General features: G+C 69.4%; 17 protein-coding genes and 1 pseudogene. 13 read left to right on the forward strand and 5 right to left on the reverse strand.

The genetic code is table 11. The annotated features are described in order from the left end of the window. Nucleotides 1-273 precede the first annotated feature (273 nt). From OG199_RS45090 to OG199_RS45100, 3 genes are read right to left on the reverse strand one after another with little or no spacing between them, the layout of a single operon-like run. Entirely contained in the window at nucleotides 274-2,580 is a 2,307-nt protein-coding gene (locus tag OG199_RS45090; RefSeq protein ID WP_331728364.1) for an ABC transporter permease, read from the reverse strand. Nucleotides 2,581-2,619: 39 nt separating this feature from the next. Further along, nucleotides 2,620-3,369 carry an ABC transporter ATP-binding protein gene (locus OG199_RS45095; protein ID WP_331728366.1) on the reverse strand — a complete coding sequence of 250 codons (750 nt, stop codon included), beginning with the start codon at nucleotides 3,367-3,369 and terminating at the stop codon, nucleotides 2,620-2,622. Then, entirely contained in the window at nucleotides 3,366-3,881 is a 516-nt protein-coding gene (locus OG199_RS45100) for a PadR family transcriptional regulator (protein WP_331728368.1), read from the reverse strand. Before OG199_RS45100 ends, OG199_RS45095 begins: the two co-directional genes overlap by 4 nt. 121 nt (nucleotides 3,882-4,002) lie before the next feature. On the opposite strand from OG199_RS45100, the gene OG199_RS45105 reads away from it, so the two are divergent. From OG199_RS45105 to OG199_RS45135, 7 genes are all read left to right on the forward strand, one after another. Then, nucleotides 4,003-5,274: an ABC transporter substrate-binding protein gene (locus OG199_RS45105; RefSeq protein ID WP_331728370.1), complete on the forward strand. Its 1,272-nt coding sequence runs from the start codon at nucleotides 4,003-4,005 to the stop codon at nucleotides 5,272-5,274. Nucleotides 5,275-5,455: 181 nt separating this feature from the next. Continuing rightward, nucleotides 5,456-7,078: an alpha-amylase family glycosyl hydrolase gene (locus OG199_RS45110; RefSeq protein ID WP_331728371.1), complete on the forward strand. Its 1,623-nt coding sequence runs from the start codon at nucleotides 5,456-5,458 to the stop codon at nucleotides 7,076-7,078. Nucleotides 7,079-7,135: 57 nt separating this feature from the next. Beyond that, on the forward strand, nucleotides 7,136-8,467 hold the full coding sequence (locus OG199_RS45115) for an ABC transporter substrate-binding protein (protein WP_331728373.1): 1,332 nt from the start codon (nucleotides 7,136-7,138) through the stop codon (nucleotides 8,465-8,467). 5 nt (nucleotides 8,468-8,472) lie between these two features. Beyond that, the gene (locus OG199_RS45120; protein WP_331728376.1) at nucleotides 8,473-9,837 is read left to right on the forward strand and encodes an ABC transporter permease subunit; all 1,365 of its coding nucleotides are present in this window, start codon (nucleotides 8,473-8,475) and stop codon (nucleotides 9,835-9,837) included. Continuing rightward, complete coding sequence (locus OG199_RS45125) at nucleotides 9,834-10,673, forward strand: carbohydrate ABC transporter permease (RefSeq protein ID WP_331728378.1); 840 nt, start codon at nucleotides 9,834-9,836, stop codon at nucleotides 10,671-10,673. The genes OG199_RS45120 and OG199_RS45125 overlap by 4 nt, the downstream gene beginning before the upstream one ends. Nucleotides 10,674-11,219: 546 nt before the next feature. Continuing rightward, complete coding sequence (locus OG199_RS45130) at nucleotides 11,220-11,426, forward strand: hypothetical protein (protein ID WP_266944314.1); 207 nt, start codon at nucleotides 11,220-11,222, stop codon at nucleotides 11,424-11,426. Continuing rightward, the gene (locus tag OG199_RS45135; RefSeq protein WP_331728386.1) at nucleotides 11,423-11,806 is read left to right on the forward strand and encodes a hypothetical protein; all 384 of its coding nucleotides are present in this window, start codon (nucleotides 11,423-11,425) and stop codon (nucleotides 11,804-11,806) included. The genes OG199_RS45130 and OG199_RS45135 overlap by 4 nt, the downstream gene beginning before the upstream one ends. A 715-nt stretch (nucleotides 11,807-12,521) precedes the next feature. Here OG199_RS45135 and OG199_RS45140 read toward each other — a convergent pair. Next, nucleotides 12,522-12,695: a hypothetical protein gene (locus tag OG199_RS45140; RefSeq protein WP_405834998.1), complete on the reverse strand. Its 174-nt coding sequence runs from the start codon at nucleotides 12,693-12,695 to the stop codon at nucleotides 12,522-12,524. A gap of 336 nt (nucleotides 12,696-13,031) precedes the next feature. On the opposite strand from OG199_RS45140, the gene OG199_RS45145 reads away from it, so the two are divergent. The 6 genes and pseudogenes from OG199_RS45145 (at nucleotide 13,032) to OG199_RS45170 (ending at nucleotide 17,640) form a co-directional block, all read left to right on the forward strand. Continuing rightward, the gene (locus OG199_RS45145; RefSeq protein ID WP_331728391.1) at nucleotides 13,032-13,880 is read left to right on the forward strand and encodes an alpha/beta hydrolase; all 849 of its coding nucleotides are present in this window, start codon (nucleotides 13,032-13,034) and stop codon (nucleotides 13,878-13,880) included. 194 nt (nucleotides 13,881-14,074) lie between these two features. Further along, nucleotides 14,075-15,220, forward strand: a pseudogene (locus OG199_RS45150) (IS4 family transposase); the annotation flags it as partial. A 62-nt stretch (nucleotides 15,221-15,282) separates the two neighbouring features. Continuing rightward, nucleotides 15,283-15,765: a winged helix-turn-helix domain-containing protein gene (locus tag OG199_RS45155; RefSeq protein ID WP_326647320.1), complete on the forward strand. Its 483-nt coding sequence runs from the start codon at nucleotides 15,283-15,285 to the stop codon at nucleotides 15,763-15,765. Then, nucleotides 15,762-16,367, forward strand: a complete 606-nt coding sequence (locus tag OG199_RS45160; RefSeq protein ID WP_331728603.1) for an IS630 family transposase — start codon at nucleotides 15,762-15,764, stop codon at nucleotides 16,365-16,367. Before OG199_RS45155 ends, OG199_RS45160 begins: the two co-directional genes overlap by 4 nt. 35 nt (nucleotides 16,368-16,402) lie before the next feature. Continuing rightward, nucleotides 16,403-16,732, forward strand: coding sequence for a transposase (locus tag OG199_RS45165; RefSeq protein WP_331728398.1), 330 nt, complete (start codon nucleotides 16,403-16,405; stop codon nucleotides 16,730-16,732). Beyond that, complete coding sequence (locus tag OG199_RS45170; RefSeq protein WP_405835001.1) at nucleotides 16,729-17,640, forward strand: IS3 family transposase; 912 nt, start codon at nucleotides 16,729-16,731, stop codon at nucleotides 17,638-17,640. The genes OG199_RS45165 and OG199_RS45170 overlap by 4 nt, the downstream gene beginning before the upstream one ends. On the opposite strand, the gene OG199_RS45175 is transcribed toward OG199_RS45170, so the two are convergent. After that, nucleotides 17,637-18,986 (reverse strand): site-specific integrase, encoded by a 1,350-nt coding sequence (locus tag OG199_RS45175; RefSeq protein WP_331728402.1) that lies wholly within the window; start codon nucleotides 18,984-18,986, stop codon nucleotides 17,637-17,639. The two genes, OG199_RS45170 and OG199_RS45175, sit on opposite strands and share 4 nt — an antisense overlap. Between the last annotated feature and the right edge of the window lie 96 nt (nucleotides 18,987-19,082).

Below are 19,082 nucleotides of genomic sequence, written 5' to 3' on the forward strand. Positions count from 1 at the left end.
TGTGGAGGAACTGCCTTTGAGGTTCAGTGGACGCAGCAACCCCGCCCGGTACCAGGCCACCCTCGTGTGCGCGGTGCTCCGCACAGGCGGCGGCCGTAGCGCCTCCGACACCGTCCTCGACCAGACCGCCATCACGGCGGGACTGCGTCCCCCGTCGCTCGCCACGTCACGAGAGGCGGTGCGGTCCGCCCTAGTGAAACCGCCGCCCACTTCGGCGACATCACCCAACTCACACACCACTCCACGCACCAACTACCCACCCCCGGATCGACCTCAGGCCATCGCGCTCCGGGTGTCCGCCAGTCGGCGGCGTGCCGCGCGGGCAGCGGGGAGGGCGGACAAGGCCGTCGCGCCCAGGACCGCGGCCGTGCCGAACAGGAGCAGCAGCGCGGGCGGCGGGCCCTGTGCGATGCCCGCACCGATACCGCTCGACCTGCCCTGTGCGTTGATCAACCAGTGGGCGAGCGGGGCGCCGAAGACCGTAGCCGTGAGGGCCGCGGCCAGGGTCGTGCAGCCGGTGGCCGTGAGGGTGACAGCGGTGATCTGACGAGGTGACAGGCCGATGGCCTTGAGGGCGAGCAGATCGCGTTCACCCTCGCGTACCGTGCCGCCGATGGCCGTGAGCAGTTCGACCAGACCGATCAGGGCGAGCACGGCGATGACGCCGACCGCTACTCCGCGCAGCGGCGAGAGCCCGTCCGCCGGATTGGGCACGGTGTGCACGTCCAGCCGGCCGTCTCCGGCGGCGGTCAGCCGGCGGGCGGCATGATCCGGGTCGGCGCCTGGGCGCAGCCGGACCTGGTACAGGGTGCCGGTCAGCCGCGGATCGTTCTCGCGCAGGGTGTCGAGGGACGTGGAGATGACCCGGCCGGCGTTCTCCGTCTCGATGCTGCGGCCCACGATGTGCAGGATCTGCGGCTGGTTGCCGACGGTCATCCGCACCCAGTCGCCGATGCGCACGTCGAGCAGGTCGAGCAGGCCCTGGCCGGCCACCGCCTCGTCGCTGGCGCGCGGGGGGCGGCCCTCGGCCAGGGCGTACGGGTAGGGGTCCCGGCGGGTGCCGAAGCCGCGCAGGGCGATCGTGGCCGTCTGCCCCGGGACCAGCGCGGCCACCTCGACGCCCGGGTACGCGGCGGCGACCTGTGGGTCACGGGCCAGCAGGGCGCGGGTCTCCCCGTCGTCCAGGCCCGCGTCGGCATGGACGGTGAGCGCGGCCGGGAGCCCCATCCGCCCGGGTTCGCTGTGGAAGCGGCTGATGGTGGTCCACGCGCTCATCGCCACGACGATGAGCAGCAGGGGCAGTGCCAGCCTGGCCACGGCGGTCAGTGAACGCGCGCGCCGGGCGAACGCCGCGTGCCAGCCCAGTACCAGCGCGGGCGGCACCCGCATGCCCAGCGCACGCCGGGCCGGCGCCGAGAGCCGCCCGCGCGGCGCGCGCTGGGCGGTGCCGCCGCCCCGGACCGACGGGAGCGGCGTCGGCACTGGAGGCACGCGCCCCGCTCGCCAGGCGGCCAGTGCGGTCGTCGCGGCGATGAACAGCACCGCGGCGGCCGGGATGGCGGCGAGTGCCACCGTGTGGCTGGGCAGGCCCTGCCAGAGGCCGATGGCGTCCCCGAGCCGGCCGGGAAGCCGGCTGCCCAGGGCCCGCGTCAGCGCGGCCGCGGTCACGGCACCCAGGAGCGCGTACGCGATGTGCTGGAGGAGGAAGACGCGGACCAGCTGGCCCGGGGTGAAGCCGATCGCCTTCAGGATCGAGATGTCCCGCAGATGGCCGCGGATCCGGGTGGTGATCGCCCCGTGGACGGCGAGTCCGGCGGCTATCAGGGCGCCCAGTCCGAACAGGCCGAGTACCTGGCCGAGCAGCCGGTTGTCGCCCTGCGCCTCGGCGCGCGCCTGCTGCCAGGTGGCGACCTCGCCGATCGCGCCGGCGCCCAGGACGGTCACGGCGCGCTGCACGGCGTAGTCCGTGTCGTCGGGGTTGGTCAGGCGCAGGCCGACGACCTGGCCGTTCGGGGCGCGTACGGCGGACGGCGGGGTCCAGACCAGGCCCGACTGCTCGTCCGGGTCGTAGCGCGGTTCGGCGCTGTCGGCGATGCCGAGCACGGTCACCGTGCGGCTGGTGCCGAGCAGGGTGAGCGTGTCGCCGGGCTCGGCGAGCAGGGCGCGGGCGAGATGGCTCTCCAGGACCACGCCGTCGGGGTTGGCCGGGTCGAGCCAGCGGCCGGAGACCAGGAGCGGGCGGCCGGCGGTGAGGTGCTGGGGGGTGGCGCGCAGTTCCACGGCGGTGCGGGTGCCGTGGGAGGTGACGGTCATGGCCTCGGTGGCGTACGGGCCCGCGACGGACTCCACGCCGCCCAGCCCGGCGAGCTTTCCCACCTGCGCGGACCTGGCGGTGTGCAGCCACACATGCGCGCCGCGGGTCTGCTCGAAGACGCGCTGCCAGGGGTTGGTCGCGTAACCGAACAGAGCTGTCGCCAGCAGCAGTGACAGCACGATCCCGGCCGTGGCGAGTCCCAGGAACAGCGCCTCACCGCGGTGTGTGCGCAGATCGGAGTGCGCCCAGCGCAACGTGGCCCGCATACGGCTCAGCCCCTCGCATGGACGTGGTGCGTCCGCATGTCAGTCCGTCAGTTCCAGCACGCCGGATATCCCGTTACCGCGGGAAGGCGTTGCGCCGAGTTCCGCGTCGTCGGCTATCTGGCCGTCGAAGAAGCTGATCACGCGGTCCGCGGCGCTGGCCAGCCGGGCGTCATGGGTGACCAGCAGGATCGTCTGGCCGCGGCCGTGGAAGCGGGACAGCAGCCGCACCACCTCACGGGTGCCCTTGCTGTCCAGGCTGCCCGCGGGTTCGTCGGCCAGCAGGAGCGGAGGGTGGTTCACCAGTGCCCGGGCCAGCGCTACCCGTTGCTGCTCGCCGCCGGACAGCTCGCCCGGCAGGCTGCGTTCCTTGCCGTTAAGGCCCAGTTCGGCCAAGAGTTTGACGCGTTCGGCGCGCGCCTGGCTCTGGGCCACCCCGGCGAGCAGAGCCGGCAGCTCCACGTTGTCGGCGACCGACAGGTTCGACACCAGGTTGAAGAACTGGAAGACGATCCCGATCCGCTTCCTGCGCTCGACGGCCCAGCGGGCCTCGCTCCAAGTGTCGGCGCATGTGCCGTCCAGCCAGACGCTGCCGGAGTCCGGCCGCTGCAGTCCGCCCAGCAGATGAAGCAGCGTCGACTTGCCGGCCCCGGACGGACCGGTGACGGCGACGAACTCGCCCGGCCGCAGGGCGAGGTCCACGCCGCGCACGGCCCGGGCCGGGGCGCCCTCGCCGTGGTGGGTCTTGACCAGGCCCTCGGCGCGCAGCACGGGAGCGGGACCCTGCGTCATTCCAGCTCCTCCAGTTCTTCCTGGCATCGTTCCAGCCAGTCGAGGTCGGCCTGCAGGTGCAGCATCGCGCCCTCGATCAGCAGATGTGCGATCGGGTTGTCGCGGTTCTCGGCGGCGGCCAGCTTCGACAGGCTGCGCATGGTGGTCAGGTACTGCCGCCGCTGTCGGTTGATCAGGGCGATCTGGTCGGCGAGTCCGGTCCGCGGAGCGAGCGCCAGCTTCATGAAGAACTCGTCCCGCACCCGGGGCTCGTCCTCGGGTTTCTCGAACCAGGCGCGGAGTTCGTCCTGCCCGGCTTCGGTGAGGTGGTAGACCTTCTTGTTGGGGCGGCTGGACTGCTCGACGTCCCGGCCCTCGATCAGTCCCTGCTTCTCCAGGCGGCCGAGCGTGACGTAGACCTGGCCGATGTTCGGCTGAGGGTACGCGGAGCCCAGCAGTTGCTCAAGGTCCTGCTTCATCTCGTAGCCGTGGGCCGGACCGCGCGCGAGGAGTGCCAGGAGGGGCAAGCGCACCTGTGCAGTCCTCCTGTCTACCGAATGTGCTCCACACCCTAGTATCGCTGATACCTAACCGGTATACATGGCCTTCGACTCGGAGTGAGGACGCTCCGCGCGGGTGCACAGGGAGGAACCTATGCGGTGGCTGCGTGCCGCGGGTAGGGGGTTCCTGGTTCTGGCGGTGGTCCTGACCGGATACGTGGCCTCCGGCGCGCACGCCGGCGAGGGTACCGGTGGGGGACGAGGCCCGCTGACCCTGGCCACCGCGGGGGACCTCACGGGCTATCTCGGCCCGCTCCTGGAGGGCTGGAACCGCACCCACCCCGGCGAGAAGGTCACCCTCGTCGAACTTCCCGACTCCGCCGACGAGACCCACGCGCAGATGGTCACCGACCTGCGCGGCGGCGACCGCGGCCGGTTCGACGTCCTCAACATCGACGTCGCGTGGACCTCTGAGTTCGCGGCGAGGGACTGGATCCGGCAGCTGCCCCGGGACCGCTTCCCGCTCGGCACGTTCCTGCCCGGGGTCGTCGACACGGCGACCTACGCGGGGCGGCTGTACTCCGTCCCCTACGTCACCAACGCCGGCATGCTCCTGTACCGCGCGGACATCCTCGCCAAGGAGGGCGTGCGCCCCCCGCGCACCTGGGCGGAGCTGGAACGCGACGCGAGAACCATCGCGCCGAAGTACGGACTCGGCGGCTACGCGGGCCAGTTCCTGCCCTACGAGGGGCTCACCGTCAACGCCGCCGAGGCCGTCTACTCGGCCGGCGGCACCATCCTCGGCGACGAGGGTGCCCGGGTCACCGTCGACTCCGCTGCGGCCCGCGAGGGCATCGGGTTCCTCGGTCGCGGGGTGCGGGAGGGCTGGATCCCCAAAGCCGCCCTGACCTACACGGAGGAGGAGTCCAAGCAGGCCTTTCAGGACGGCCACCTGCTCTTCCTTCGCAACTGGCCGTACGCGTATGTCGGCGCCTCGGCCAAGGGCTCGCCGGTCGCCGGCAAGGTCGGCGCGGTGCCGCTGCCCGGGCTCGACGGGCCGGGGACCAGTGTCCTCGGCGGCTCCAACCTGGCCGTCACCGCGCACGCGCGGCATCCCGACTCGGCCGCACGGCTGATCGCGTACCTCACCAGCGCGCCCGTGCAGCGCCAGGTCCTCACCCGCGGCGCGCTGCCGCCGGTGCGCGCCGGGCTGTACGACGATCCCGAGCTGATCCGGGAGTTCCCCTATCTGCCGACCCTGCGCGCCAGCGTGCAGACGGCCCGGCCGCGCCCCAAGAGCCCGCGCTACGACCAGGTCAGCCTGGTGGTGCAGGCTGTCGTGCACGACGCGATGACCGGGCACGAGACGCCCGCGGCGGCGGTGCGCCGGCTGGCTCGGGAGCTGGCCGCCCTCTCTGACCGCTAGATACCTGTTAAGTACTGCATAGCCTCTCCTGCGCCCTCAAGCGGCCTAAATATGCCCTTATAACTCCCAACTTGGCGGCAGTCTCTGTCTTGCTCATTGACACCACCTCGACATGCATACTTAACATGCATGCATAACAGCTGGACTCCGCAGCTGTCCTTCACAGAGACAGGTCAATGGGTTGAACAGGCACCCTTGGTGGCGTGACGCGGTGATCTACCAGGTGTACGTCCGCAGCTTTCTGGACAGCACCGGCGACGGCATCGGCGATCTGGCCGGCGTCCGGGCCGGGCTGCCGTACCTGAAGAAGCTCGGTGTCGACGGGATCTGGCTGAGCCCCTTCTACCCCTCCCCGCAGCACGACCACGGCTACGACGTGGCCGGCTACTGCGACGTGGACCCGATCTTCGGCGACCTGGCCGAGTTCGACCTGCTGACGGCGGCCGCCCGACGGCTCGGCATCAAGGTGCTGCTCGACATCGTCCCCAACCACTGCTCCAACGAACACCCCTGGTTCCAGCAGGCCCTCTCCGCCGCACCCGGCAGTCGGGCCCGCAGCCGCTTTCACTTCGCCGACGGCCGGGGCCCCGACGGCTCCGAGCCGCCGAACAACTGGCACTCCATGTTCGGCGGCCCCGCCTGGGCCCGGGTGGCCGAGCCGGACGGCCGGCCCGGCCAGTGGTACCTGCACATGTTCGCTCCCGAGCAGCCCGACTGGAACTGGCGCACCCCGGAGGTCGCCGCCGAGTTCGACCAGGTGCTCCGCTTCTGGCTCGACAGGGGCGTCGACGGCTTCCGTATCGACGTCGCCGCGGGCCTCTTCAAACACCCCGAGCTGCCGGACTCCCCGGACCCGGAGGCCGACGCCCGCACCCGCGACTCGGTCAACCCCCTCGCCTGGAACCAGCCCGAGGTGCACGACGTCTGGCGGCACTGGCGCGCGGTGTGCGAGGAGTACACGGCACGCGACGGCCGCGAGCGCCTCCTCGTCGGCGAGGTGTCGGTGCCGACCGCCCGCGAGCACGCTCTGTACGTCCGGCCGGACGAACTCCACCAGGCGTTCTTCTTCGACCTGCTGAGCGCGCCGTGGAACGCCGACGCCTTCCGCAAGGTCATCGGCGAGGCCATGCAGGACATCGCCGGCACCGGCTCCACGGTCACCTGGGTCCTCAACAACCACGACCAGGTCCGCACGGTCACCCGCTACGGCGAACCCACTCCCGAAGGCAGCGGACTCGGTGCCGCCCGGGCCCGCGCCGCGGCCCTGCTGATGCTGGCGCTGCCCGGAGCCGCCTACATCTACCAGGGCGAGGAACTGGGTCTGCCCGAGGTCGTGGACCTGCCCGACGACGTGCTGACCGACCCGATCTTCCGGCGCACCGGCAGCCGGGCCCGGATCCGCGACGGCTGCCGGGTCCCGCTCCCGTGGTCGGGGCAGGCCTCCCCGTTCGGCTTCAGCTCCGGTGCCGAAGGGGCGCGGCCCTGGCTGCCGCAGCCCGACTACTTCGCCGAGTACGCCACCGACCGTGCCCTGGCCGACACCCGCTCCTTCTGGCACCTGTACCGTGACGGCCTCCAACTGCGCTCCCAACTGCCCCAGTTGGGGGAGGGGCCGTTGGAGTGGCTGGACACCCCGCCCGGCGTGCTCGGCTTCGTCCGGGGCGACGGCCTGGTCTGCGCCGTCAACTTCGGTACGGCACCCACCCCCGCACCCGTCTCCGGCACCGCCCTGCTCGCCAGCGGCCCCTGCCCCGCCGGAGTACTGCCCGGCTCCACCGCTGCCTGGTGGATGAATTACGTCTGAACGCCCACATGTCCTGAAGAACCGTCATTTTTCTCGCTCCCCGAAGGAACATCAACGATGATGCGACGACGCACCACCCTGCTCACCGGATGCACCGCCTTCGTCCTCGCGCTCGGCGCCACCGCCTGCGGAGGCGGCAGCAGCCCGGTCTCGTCCGGCGGTGGCGGCAAGGCGCTCAGCGGCCAGACCGTCACCGTGGCCGGTGTCTGGTCCGGGGACGAGCTGAAGAGCTTCCAGAAGGTCCTCGACGCGTTCAGCGCGAAGACCGGCGCCAAGACCCAGTTCGTGTCCACCGGCGACAACGTCTCCACCGTCATCGGCAGCAAGATCGAGGGCGGCAACGCTCCCGACGTCGTCATGGTCCCGCAGGTCGGCGTGCTCCAGCAGTTCGCCAAGAGCGGCTGGCTGAAGCCGCTCTCCCAGGCCACCCAGCAGTCCGTGGACAGCAACTTCGCGCCGGTCTGGAAGAACTACGGCAGTGTTGGCGGCACCCTCTACGGCCTCTACTTCAAGGCCGCCGACAAGTCCACCGTCTGGTACAGCCCCGACGCCCTCGACCAGGCCGGCGTCAAGCCGCCCACGAGCTGGGCCGAGCTGCTGAAGGACGGGCACACCCTCTCCGACTCGGGGCTCGCGGCCTTCTCCATAGGCGGTGAGGACGGCTGGACCCTCACCGACTGGTTCGAGAACATCTACCTCTCCCAGGCCGGCCCCGAGAAGTACGACGCCCTTGCCGCCCACAAACTCAAGTGGACCGACACGTCCGTGGTCAAGGCGCTCGGCACGCTCGGCACCCTCTTCAAGGACAAGCAGCTGATCGCAGGCGGCCAGAAGGAGGCCCTCAACACCGACTTCCCGGGCTCCGTGCAGAAGGTCTTCGGGCCCAAGCCCGAGGCCGCAATGGTGTACGAGGGCGACTTCGTCGCCGGGGTCGCCCACGACCAGTTCAAGAAGACGATCGGCAAGGACGCGACATTCTTCCCCTTCCCGGCCGTCGACGGCGGGAAGCCGCCCGTGGTCAGCGGCGGTGACGCGGCGGTCGTCCTGAAGGCCAGCAAGAACGCCACGGCCGGCATGCAGCTGCTGGAGTACCTGGCCACGCCGGAGGCCGCGGCCGTGTGGGCGAAGGAGGGCGGCTTCCTGTCCCCGAACAAGAACCTGGACCCGTCCTCCTACAGCGACGATGTCACCCGCGCCATCGCCAAGTCCCTGGTCGGCGGCGGCGACTCGGTCCGCTTCGACATGTCCGACCAGGCACCCGCGGCCTTCGGCGGCACCAAGGGCGCCGGCGAGTGGAAGATCCTCCAGGACTTCCTCGCCGACCCGTCCGACCCGAAGGCGGGTGCCGCGCAGCTGGAGATCGCCGCGGCCAAGGCGTACAAGGGCTGACGGCCGTGACCGCGACTCTGGTGAAAAGCACCAGCCCGCCCCTTCTGTCCGGGCAGGCCGCAAGGGCCCGGCGGACCCGCCGCCGCGGCCGGATCATCGCCCTGCTCTTCGTCTTCCCGGCGCTGCTTCTGCTGGGCGCGCTGGTCGTCTACCCGGTGCTGTTCTCGATCGGACGCAGCTTTTTCGACGCGTCGGGTACCCGGTTCGTGGGCGGCGGCAACTACACCGAGATGTTCCGCGACCCGGCGACCCTCAAGGCCATCCGGAACACCGTGATCTGGGTGTTGGTGGCCCCCACCCTGCTCACCGGGCTCGGCCTGATCCTCGCCGTGCTGGTGGAGAAGGTGCGCTGGGCGACCGCCTTCAAGCTGCTGCTGTTCCTGCCGATGGCGGTGTCCTTCCTGGCCGCAGGCATCATCTTCCGGCTCGCCTACGACGAGGATCCGCACAAGGGCGTACTCAACGCGGCCGTGGTCACCGTGCACAACGCGTTCAAGGGCACCGCCGACTATCCCACCGCCCGGGCCCGCACCGGCCAGGACCTCACGGCCGGGAAGGACGGCTCGTACCGCACGGCCGTGAACCTCGGGCTGGGCAACACGGTGACGCTCGGGCTGGTCGGCGTCGCACCGAAGGACCTGCCGGGCGGTGCACGGGCCGCCTACCCGGCGGCACAACGCCGGGCCGCAGCCGGTGAACTGCGCGGGGTGGTCTACCTGGACTTCACCCCGGGCGGCGGCGGCAGTCCGGGCGTGGTCGACCGTACGGAGAGCGGGCTGCCGCGGATGAAGGTCGAGGCGGTGCGCGCCGACGGCAAGCCGGCCGCGAGCGCCACCACCGCGGCCGACGGCTCCTTCCGCTTCACGGGACTGGCGGCCGGCTCCTACGGGGTCGAACTGCCCGCCTCGAATTTCGCGCAGCCCTACCAGGGCGTCTCCTGGCTCGGACCCGCCCTCGTCACGCCCGCCATCATCGGGGCCTACCTGTGGATCTGGACCGGGTTCGCGATGGTGCTGATCGGAGCCGGCCTGGCGGCCCTGCCCCGGGACGCACTGGAGGCCGCCCGGATGGACGGCGCGAACGAGTGGCAGATCTTCCGGCGCATCACCGTTCCGCTGCTGGCGCCGGTGCTCACCGTGGTGTTCGTGACCCTCGTCATCAACGTGATGAAGGTCTTCGACCTCGTCTACATCATCGCGCCCGGGCCGGTACAGGAGGACGCGACCGTCCTCGCCACCCAGATGTGGCTGGTGTCCTTCGGCGGCGGCAACAACCAGGGGCTCGGCAGCGCGCTCGGCGTACTGCTCCTGGTCCTGGTCATCCCGGCCATGGCCTTCAATGTCCGGCGCTTCCGGAGGAGTCAGCGATGAACGCGATCAGGCGCGGCCTGGGCAACGCCGTGGTGCAGGCCTTCCTCGTGGTGATCGGGCTGGTCTGGCTCACCCCCCTTGCAGGGCTGCTGCTGTCCTCGCTGCGGTCCCCGCAGGACTCGGCGAGCAGCGGCTGGTGGACGGCGCTCGCCAGCCCCGGGCAGCTGTCCTTCGACAACTACTCGGCCCTGCTAAAGAACTCGGGCATGATCCAGGCATTCTGGAACACCGTACTGATCTCAGTACCGGCGACCACGCTCGTCGTCGTCGTGGCCGCACTGGCCGGCTACGCCTTCGCCTGGCTCGACTTCCCCGGTCGCGAACCCGTGTTCCTTGTCGTGGTCGCGCTGCTGGTGGTCCCCGTGCAGATCGGTCTGCTGCCGGTCGCCAAACTCTTCGGTGAACTGGGGCTGTTCGGCACGATTCCCGGCGTGGTGCTGTTCCATGTGGCCTACGGACTGCCGTTCGCGGTGTTCCTGCTGCGGAACTACTTCGCCGAGATGCCCAAGGAGATGCTGGAGGCCGCCCGGATGGACGGCGGCAGCGAGTGGCGGATCTTCACCCGGCTGGTGCTGCCGGTGGGGCGGCCGGCGATCGCCAGCCTCGCCATCTTCCAGTTCCTGTGGGTCTGGAACGACATGCTGGTGGCCCTGCTGTTCGCGGACAGCTCCTCGCAGCCGCTGACCGTCGAACTCCAGTCACAGATTCGTCAGTTCGGCAGCAACATCGACGTACTGGCACCGGGCGCGTTCCTGTCGCTGGTGGTCCCCGTGGCGGTGTTCTTCGCCTTCCAGCGGCACTTCGTGCAGGGCGTGATGGCGGGGTCGGTGAAATAGTCCGGGTCTGTGGGGCGTGTGCGTACGCCCCACAGACCCCAGGGCGTCCGGTGGCACGGGGAAATCCTGGCGAATGCCACGATCAAAGCCGTTGATGTACTCCGGGCCCCTACCATCCATGAACCGCTCTAAGGTGCAGCGGATGCCGAGTGCGGGGTCGGTACGCCCGGAGGAACTGCGCACCGTCACAGGCAAGAACGCCGGGACTCTGCTGCGTCGATTGATCTTCGAGGGAATTCTGGCTCAGGTGAGCTGATAGCGTCGTGCCCGGATCGTCGCCTTCAGCAATGAATGATGCATGTCCATACTGAGCCTCTTTCGGGCCTTCCCCCGGATCAGGCTGCCCCCAGCTTCATCGCCCTGCTGCGACAGGGACGACGGTGAACTGACACCACCCCCCCCAGGTAATCCCTTCATCATCCCTTCGACAGGGGGACACAGTCATGCCGGGCCCGGAGGCCGGCGGCCCTCTTGGGATGGGCCCCGCGGACGCAGCCTCGTCACCTCCAGTACCGTTGGTGGTACCGCACGCGGTACCGTTTCGCTATGCCTGCACTCAATGTTGAATTCACCGAAGCAGAGATGACGCGACTGCGCGAGAGGGCCACCCTGGCCGGCCGGAGCCTGAAGCAGCACGCGCACGATGTCATCGTGGAGGAGGCCGACCGGATCGCCTTTGTGGAGGGGGCGGTCGCGGAAGCGGCCCGGGTGCTGCCCGGAGTCGGGGCCCGCTTCCCCGCAGGACAGCGGTGAGCCCGGTCATCCGCGTCGACGTCGGCTGGGTTCTGCAGCTCCAGTCGGCGATCGCCCCTCTGAACGTACCGATCGCGGACTGGGGAGCCCTCGCCTTCATGGCCGACCGGCACAAGTTCGAACGGGAGCGGGGCGCCTTGTACTACGAGGAGACCGCCGCCAGAGCCGCGACCTTCCTGCACACCGCACTGCTGCTTCGCCCCTTCGGCGATTACAACCTGGTCATCGGCTGGGCTTGTACCAGTCAGTACATGAACATGTCCGGCGGCCCCCTCCAGGTCAAGGACGATGACCTGTTCGATCTTGCCCAGGCAGTCCGCGCGCAGGAAGCCGATCTGCGCGGCGTCGCGCAGCGTCTGGAGTCCTGGCGCGTTTCATGACACGCCGGTCAGCCCGCCTCCGACCCTGACGGCCCCTACGAGGACCGGTTGTCGGCAGATCGGTTCGAGAAGCCGCTTCGCATAGTGAATCAACTCTTTGACCTTCCGTTCCTCCGGGCAAGATCTCACGACAGCCGGCACCGATGTCCAGATGGCATCTCGTCTGCCCGAACCAGTGCTGGTCGGTATCGCAGCGCTCGCTGTCCGCAGCCGGTAGGCGGTCGCTGTGCGCGCGAAGCTCGACACGCTTGCATCACCGCGCTGAACTCAACGTGCTGGGGTTGACGGAGAATCCGCCGGCGGGGCCAGCCGGAAGAGATCGGCGTCAGCTGTTAGGGCCGAGCCAGGGGTGGAAGTCGGTGTCTACGTCGCCCGGGGCGCCTTCGGCCGGTGGTGACACTCCGCACGCAGGCACCGCCCCGCCCCGGCCCCTCCCCCGGCGACGTCGAACGGTTCGGCAGCCCCAGATAGCCGCCGCTGCCGTCTGTCCACAGCTATTCGACCAAGCGAGCGCCACCCGATCGCATCTCGGCTCCTCCCGCACGGCCGGCGGGCCAGCAGGACGCTCACCTGCTGTGGTCGGACTCGTCGGGCTCATGGTCGTGTGCGCCCACCAAGGCCGACCACGCCCCGCACGCAGCCGCCCAAGCAAATGGGGAGCAGCTCAGGCGCCACTCCACTGATGCGCGCGGCCGCTGAGCCACTCAATCCACCGCTAGTCGTTCAGCATGCTGTCGGGATCCTGGATGCCCGCGCCATCGAGGAACACCACCAGATCGTGATCGCTGTAGGCGGTGCCGAGGATCTCGTCCCGGCCCTGGGAGTGGACGGAGACCCTCCGGCCTGCAGTGCGGGAGGGCGGGTGTACGACGATCGGCGCGCTGCTCACGCTTCCAGCTTGCCCCAGGCAGGCTCGCCCTGCGAGCCCGCTGTGCCGGTCAGGGCTGCCGCTGAGAAAAACATCCAATACCACCAGCATTGCTTGTCCGAATAACCCTCTGCTTTCCTGACCGCCTTCCGGACAGTTCGCTTCATGAAAGTCCGAGACCAGGGCAGCGGCTCCCCTATTGCAGTCGACCGTCCCCGCCCGCGTCGTCCGGCCACAGTCGAACGACGGATGGCTCTCCCTCTCTCTCGTGCCAGTCTCGGTCGGTGTCGCCCCGGAACGGGTGGCCGCGGGCACCGGCGTGACTGGTGACCGCGATGCGCCTCGAAGGAGAGCCCGATGAACCTCAAGACCGTCTTTCGCCCCATTCACACGTCCGCCGCCGTGCTGGGCTCCGCCGCGGGCGTGGCCGCCCTCACACTGGCGGTGACGACTCCGGCAGGCGCGGCCCAGGCCGAGCACCATCCTGCGTCGAAGAAGCCCACCATCGTTCTGGTCCACGGTGCCTTCGCGGACTCCTCGAGCTGGAACGGCGTCATCGAGCGCCTGCAGCACGACGGCTATCCGGTGGTCGCTCCGGCCAACCCGCTGCGAGGCCTGGCGAGTGACGCCGACTACCTGGGCAGTTTCCTCAAGAGCGTCCACGGGCCGGTCGTACTGGTGGGCCACTCTTACGGCGGCGCCGTGATCACCCAGGCCGCTGCCGGTGACCCGGAGGTCAAGGCACTGGTCTACATCGCCGCCTTTGCCCCCCAGGTGGGCGAATCCGCGCTGGAGCTGTCCAACAAGTTCCCCGGCAGCACCCTCGGCGCGACTCTGAACTCGGTGTCCTTCCCCCTGTCCGGCGGTGGCACCGGCACCGACCTCTACATCAAGGCCGACAAGTTCCACGACCAGTTCGCCGCCGACGTCCCCACGTCGGTCACCGACCTGATGGCCGCCACCCAGCGGCCCGTCACCGCCTCCGCCCTCGATGAGAAGGCCACCGAGGCCGCCTGGAAGACCATCCCCTCCTGGGACCTGATCACCACTCAGGACAAAAACATCCCGCCGGCCTCTCAGCGCTTCATGGCCCAGCGCGCCCACGCCCACACCGTCGAGGTCAATGCCTCCCACGCCGTCGCCGTCTCACGGCCGACCGCGGTCACCCGCCTGATCGAACAGGCCTCCCACGTCACCACCCGCTGACACGTACCAGCCACCACGAGGTGACCGCGCGTCCCGGGTGGATGGGGCCTCCCCCAAGGCCGGGTAGTTAGCGTTTTCGCAGGTCACGCAAGCCAGTTGAAGGACTTCCGACGCAGAGCAACGGAGCTCGTTGGTATAGGCAGTCGACCAAGACAGCTTGTCCCGAAGGAGCTCCGTTGCCCCGTCATTGTGTCCTGCCGTCTCCGCTGACGGCCATCACCCGAACGGTCACCGTGGCCGGGGGCCGGTTCGCTCCAGGGCATCTGGGGGAACTGACGGCGGTCGTGCCGTTTGAGCTGGTGGATGCGGTCCTTGCGGAGACGAGGACGGTGCAGCAGCGGCTGCGTGATCTTCCGTCGCGGGTCGGGGTCTACTTCTTGCTGGCGATGTGCCTGTTCCCTGAGGTCGGCTATCGCCTCGTCTGGGACAAGCTGACCGCGGGTCTGTCCGGGATGCCAGTGGTCTGTCCGTCGGCGAAGGCGTTGCGTGACCTGCGCCGGCGGATCGGCAGCGCGCCGGTGCGGGCGTTGTTCGAGGTGCTGGCCGGGTTGCTGGCCCGGCCGACGACGCCAGGTGTGCGTTTCGGTTCGTACCGGACGGTGTCGTTCGACGGCTGCAGTTCGCTGAGGGTGCCCGATTCCGAGCGGAACCGGGCCTGGCTGGGCAGGACTTCGCATCATGGCTATCCGACGCTGGAGTTGATGACGCTGGTCGAGACCGGCACCCGGGCTCTGGTCGGCGCGGTGTTCGGCCCCACCGCCGAGGGCGAGACCAGCTACGCCAGCCGGCTCCTGCGTCTGTTGCGGCCGGACATGCTGGTGCTGTGGGACAAGGGATTCGACAGCAACGCCTTCCTCGCTCAGGTCACCGACACCGGCGCCCAGGTCCTGGGCCGGCTCCGCAGCAACCGGCGCACGCCGGTCCTCACCCACCTCGCTGACGGCTCCTATCTGTCGGTGATCGGCACCGTGAAAGTGCGGATCATTGACGCACAGATCGCCGTGACCTGCGCGGACGGCACGTCCTTCACCGGGTCCTACCGACTGGTTACCACCCTGACCGACGCCCGCCGTTACCCCGCCACCGCGCTGGTGGGTCTCTATCACCAGCGGTGGGAACACGAATCCGCGTACTACGCGCTCCGCCACACGATCATGAACGGCAGCAACCTCCGCTCGGGCGACCCGGCCGGCATCGAGCAGGAGATGTGGGCCTTGCTCACGCTCTACCAGGCCCTACGCACCGTGGTGGTCGGTGCCGCCGAGTCCCTCCCCGGCACCGACCCGGACCGCTGCTGTTTCAGCATCACGCTCCACACCGCCCGCGACCACCTCGTTACTGACCTCTTCGAGGTGTTGTCGGAGGGGGTGACGGGTGGTGATCCCTGCGGTAGGCCGGTGATATGCGGTATGCGCAGGGTGGCGGGTTGACCGCCGAGGGGCAGCAGGCTCGGGAGCGGGTCCGTTTCGAGGCTGGTGAGCGGTTCGTGCGGGGCGAGAAGAACGCGGTGATCGCGAAGGATCTGCGGGTCAGTGCGCGGTCGGTGGAGCGGTGGCGGCGCGTCTGGCGGGCGGGCGGTATGGAGGCTCTGGCGACGTCGGGGCCTGCGAAGGTGCCGAAGGTATCTGATGAGCGGTTCGCCGAACTGGAGCGGGAGTTGGCGCGGGGGCCGGCCGTGCATGGCTGGGAGGACCAGCACTGGACGCTGGGACGGATCCGGGCGTTGATCTGGTGGAAGTTCGGGGTGGACTGCTCGTCAGCGGCGGTGTGGCGGCTGCTGCACCGTCACGGCTGGTCCTGGCAGTCGCCTGCCCGGCGGGCTGTGGAGCGGGACGACGACGCGGTGGGGTTGTGGAAGAAGGACGTGTGGCCGCACGTGGAATGACTGCGGCGGCGCTCGGGGCGTACGTGGTGTTCGAGGACGAGGCAGGGTTCTCGATGACACCGTCCCTCGCCCGCACCTGGAGCCGGCGGGGGCACACGCCGGTGGTGCGGGTGCGAGGACGCTCTTGGCGCCGCTTCTCGATCGCGGCCCTGTGCTGCTATAAGCCCGGCGAGACATCGCGTCTGATCTTCCGGCCCTATCGTCACCGCAAGCATCCCGGTTCAGGGCGCAAGAGCTTCGCCTGGAGCGACTACCGCGACCTGGTCGTGCGTGCTCACCTGCAACTCGGCGCCCCGATCGTCTTGATCTGGGACAATCTCAACACCCACCGGGCCGCCGGAATGCGGCAGTACGCTGCCGAACACGACTGGCTCACCATCGTGCAACTTCCCTCCTATGCACCGGATCTGAACCCGGTGGAAGGCGTGTGGTCACTGCTGCGACGCGGTCCGTTGGCCAACGTCGCCTTCACGGACGACGCGCATCTCGAACGCGTCTTACGCCGCGGACTGCGTCGCATCCAGCGTCATCCCGAACTCATCGACGGGTGCCTCGCCGGCACCGGCTTCAGCCTCATCCACCACCTGTCCCTCCCCTCGTAGCGTGGAGTCCTTGATTGCAGGGGAAGTTGGGGTTCATGGGGTCCAAGCAACGGACGTACACGCCTGAGTTTCGTGAGGGTGCTGTACGCATTGTGATCGAGACGGGCAGGCCGATCCCGGAGGTCGCCGAGGAGCTCGGTGTGCATTCCGGCACGCTGCACAGCTGGGTGTCGCGGTGGCGGCGCAACGGGTCGGCGTCGTCCGACCAGCCTGCCGAGCACGCACCGGGCGGGCGGCTGCGCGAAGCCGAGCGGGCCGAGCTGGAGCGGCTGCGGCGGGATGCGGCGGAGAAGAACAAGCGGATCCGCGAGCTGGAGATGGAGCGTGATGTCCTCAAGCGATGCATGGTCCTCTGGGTGAAGTGACCGAAACGGACCCGGCCGCCCTGGCCGCGTTCATCGGTAACCAGAGGACCGAGCACCACGTCCCGCACCGCCTGGCCTGCCGGGTTCTGGGAGTGTCGGAGTCCTGGTTCTACAAGTGGCGCGGCAAGCCCACCACCGCTCGTGAAGTGCGGCGAGGACAGCTGGCCGACGCGATCCGGCAGATCTTCGAGAACTCCGGCGGCACCTACGGTTCTCCGAAGGTCTGGCTCCTCCTGATCCGCGCCGGCTGGCGCGTCTCGGTGAACACCGTCGCGCGTCTCATGGCCGAACTCGGCCTGGCCGGACGGAGGATCCGCCGACGGGGCGGGCTGACCCGCCCCGGGAAACGGCCCGCGTTCGCGGACTTTGTCCGCCGCGACTTCACCGCCGACGCTCCAGACCAGGTGTGGTGCGGCGACATGACAGAGATCGCCACCGGTGAGGGCAAGCTGTATCTGGCCACCGTCATCGACCTGTTCTCGCGCCGCCTGCTCGGTTACGCGATGGGTGCACGTCACGACGCAGAACTCGTCGTTGCGTCCTTGAACATGGCCGCGGCCACCCGTGGCGGCGACGTCAAGGGCGTCATCTTCCACAGCGACAGGGGCAGCGAATATGTGTCCCGGCGCTTCCGCTGGGCCTGCCGGCGTCTGGGCGTGACGCAGTCCATGGGCCGGGTCGGCTCGTGTTTCGACAACGCCGTCAGCGAGGCGTTCAACAGCGTACTCAAGGTCGAGTACGTCCACCGGCACACCTTCGCCACCCGCACCGAGGCCCGCCTGAGAATCGCGACCTGGATCACCGGCTTCTACAACACGCACCGACTGCACAGCGTGTGCGGTTACCGGAGTCCGATCGACTACGAACACGACCACCGAGCCAACTCCGCCTTGGAGCTGGCCGCTTAGAAGATCTCCACAGTCCGAGGGGATTGACACTTGAGGTAAACCTCCGTGGTGACCACGCTGGAGTGCCCCAGCAGGTCCCGCAGGATCAGCAGCGGATCGGCCTTCAGCAGGTAGAGCGCGAGCCCGGACGCATCTCCGGTCGCCGCGGCGAGCTGGGCGGCCTGCCGGTAGTGGCCCTCCACCAGCTTCTCCAGAGTCGCCATAGCGAAGGTGTGCCGGCACAGGTGCGGCGCGACGTCGGGAAACCGCGGCTCGAAGCGCACACGGATCCGGCGGGCCGTGCGGCGAAACAGCGTGCCCCAGTCCACAAACGGCCGCCCGTCGTAGCTCAGCGCCAGCAGCAGCGACCCGCCCTCCGAGCCGACCAGCCGCAGCCGCTCCTCCGGCCGAAGTGCCGCCCAGCGTGTGCGCCGGCCGTTGACCCGGCCGCCGTAGAAGTCCGCCTCCTCCACCACCAGCGGTCTCCTCGGCCGCCACGACCCTTGCGACATCTCCCTGTCCAGAGCGATGTAGGAGTGCACCGCCGCCAGCGAGGCGTAGTCGATCCACGTCGTGCGGAACTTCCGCCCCTTGGCCGCCAGCTCCGGGACCACCCACGGGATCGGCACCTCGGTCGGCTCAGCAGGCAGCGGCGGAACCTCATGAACCAGCAGGTGAGTGAACTCCCGGCTCCGCATCCCGGTGCCCAGCACCAGACCACCCATCGCCGCGTTCCGGCCCGGGAACCGGCCGCGGAACGTCGCGTCCTCCAGCCCATCCGGGCCCAGCCCGGCCAAGCCGTAGCGGAAAAGACCGGCGAAATCCGACTCCAGATACTGCACCTTCACGTGCGGCTTCGGCCGCCGCAGCCGGGCCTGGTTGTGCCGGGTCTCCACCAGACGGCCCTGCACCATCCGCTTGCCCGTGGCCACTGTGAACGGCACCGCCGCGGCCAGGCCCTCGCTCTCAGCCCAGTCGTAGAACCGGCTCAACGCCGTGACCTGCAACTCCCACGACGAGAACTCCAACCGCTCGTCCAACGGCCCCGACAACCGGCGGTCCGCGTACGTAGCGAGCGCGGCCACCAGCTCCTGCCGCGTACCGAACACCGCGACACTGTGCCGGCGCAGATGCGTAAGCCAGTCCCGGGCCGCCAACGCGTACGCCCGCCACGAATTCGGCGACGGCGCCCCGCTCGACGGCAGCGTACGAAGCCAGGCGTTCACCGCCCGCGTCGCCCGCGGACCACCCTCGTCCTCGAACAGGAAGTCGTCGTCGAACAGCACCGGCATCCGCTCAGGGATCAACGGCTCGCCATCGAGTCCCCAGGACTGCCAGCCCTCGGCAGAGAAGAAGTGCACCAACACGCGGCGGGACGGTACGTCCGCGACACGACCCTCATCAACTGCTAACCCCACGTCCAATCAACGGGAGTTGAGGAATGTGAGACACGCCAAGAAAGC

Origin of the sequence: Streptomyces sp. NBC_01176, from assembly GCF_045039825.1 — a bacterium.
Taxonomy (GTDB): Bacteria; Actinomycetota; Actinomycetes; order Streptomycetales; family Streptomycetaceae; genus Streptomyces.

Bases quoted from the DNA above. Each gene is read 5' to 3' on its own strand.
- OG199_RS45090 (WP_331728364.1), bottom strand. From the start codon at position 2,580: ATGCGGGCCACGTTGCGCTGGGCGCACTCCGATCTGCGCACACACCGC.
- OG199_RS45095 (WP_331728366.1), bottom strand. From the start codon at position 3,369: ATGACGCAGGGTCCCGCTCCCGTGCTGCGCGCCGAGGGCCTGGTCAAG.
- OG199_RS45105 (WP_331728370.1), top strand. From the start codon at position 4,003: ATGCGGTGGCTGCGTGCCGCGGGTAGGGGGTTCCTGGTTCTGGCGGTG.
- OG199_RS45115 (WP_331728373.1), top strand. From the start codon at position 7,136: ATGATGCGACGACGCACCACCCTGCTCACCGGATGCACCGCCTTCGTC.
- OG199_RS45125 (WP_331728378.1), top strand. From the start codon at position 9,834: ATGAACGCGATCAGGCGCGGCCTGGGCAACGCCGTGGTGCAGGCCTTC.
- OG199_RS45130 (WP_266944314.1), top strand. From the start codon at position 11,220: ATGCCTGCACTCAATGTTGAATTCACCGAAGCAGAGATGACGCGACTG.
- OG199_RS45145 (WP_331728391.1), top strand. From the start codon at position 13,032: ATGAACCTCAAGACCGTCTTTCGCCCCATTCACACGTCCGCCGCCGTG.
- OG199_RS45155 (WP_326647320.1), top strand. From the start codon at position 15,283: ATGCGGTATGCGCAGGGTGGCGGGTTGACCGCCGAGGGGCAGCAGGCT.
- OG199_RS45160 (WP_331728603.1), top strand. From the start codon at position 15,762: ATGACTGCGGCGGCGCTCGGGGCGTACGTGGTGTTCGAGGACGAGGCA.
- OG199_RS45165 (WP_331728398.1), top strand. From the start codon at position 16,403: ATGGGGTCCAAGCAACGGACGTACACGCCTGAGTTTCGTGAGGGTGCT.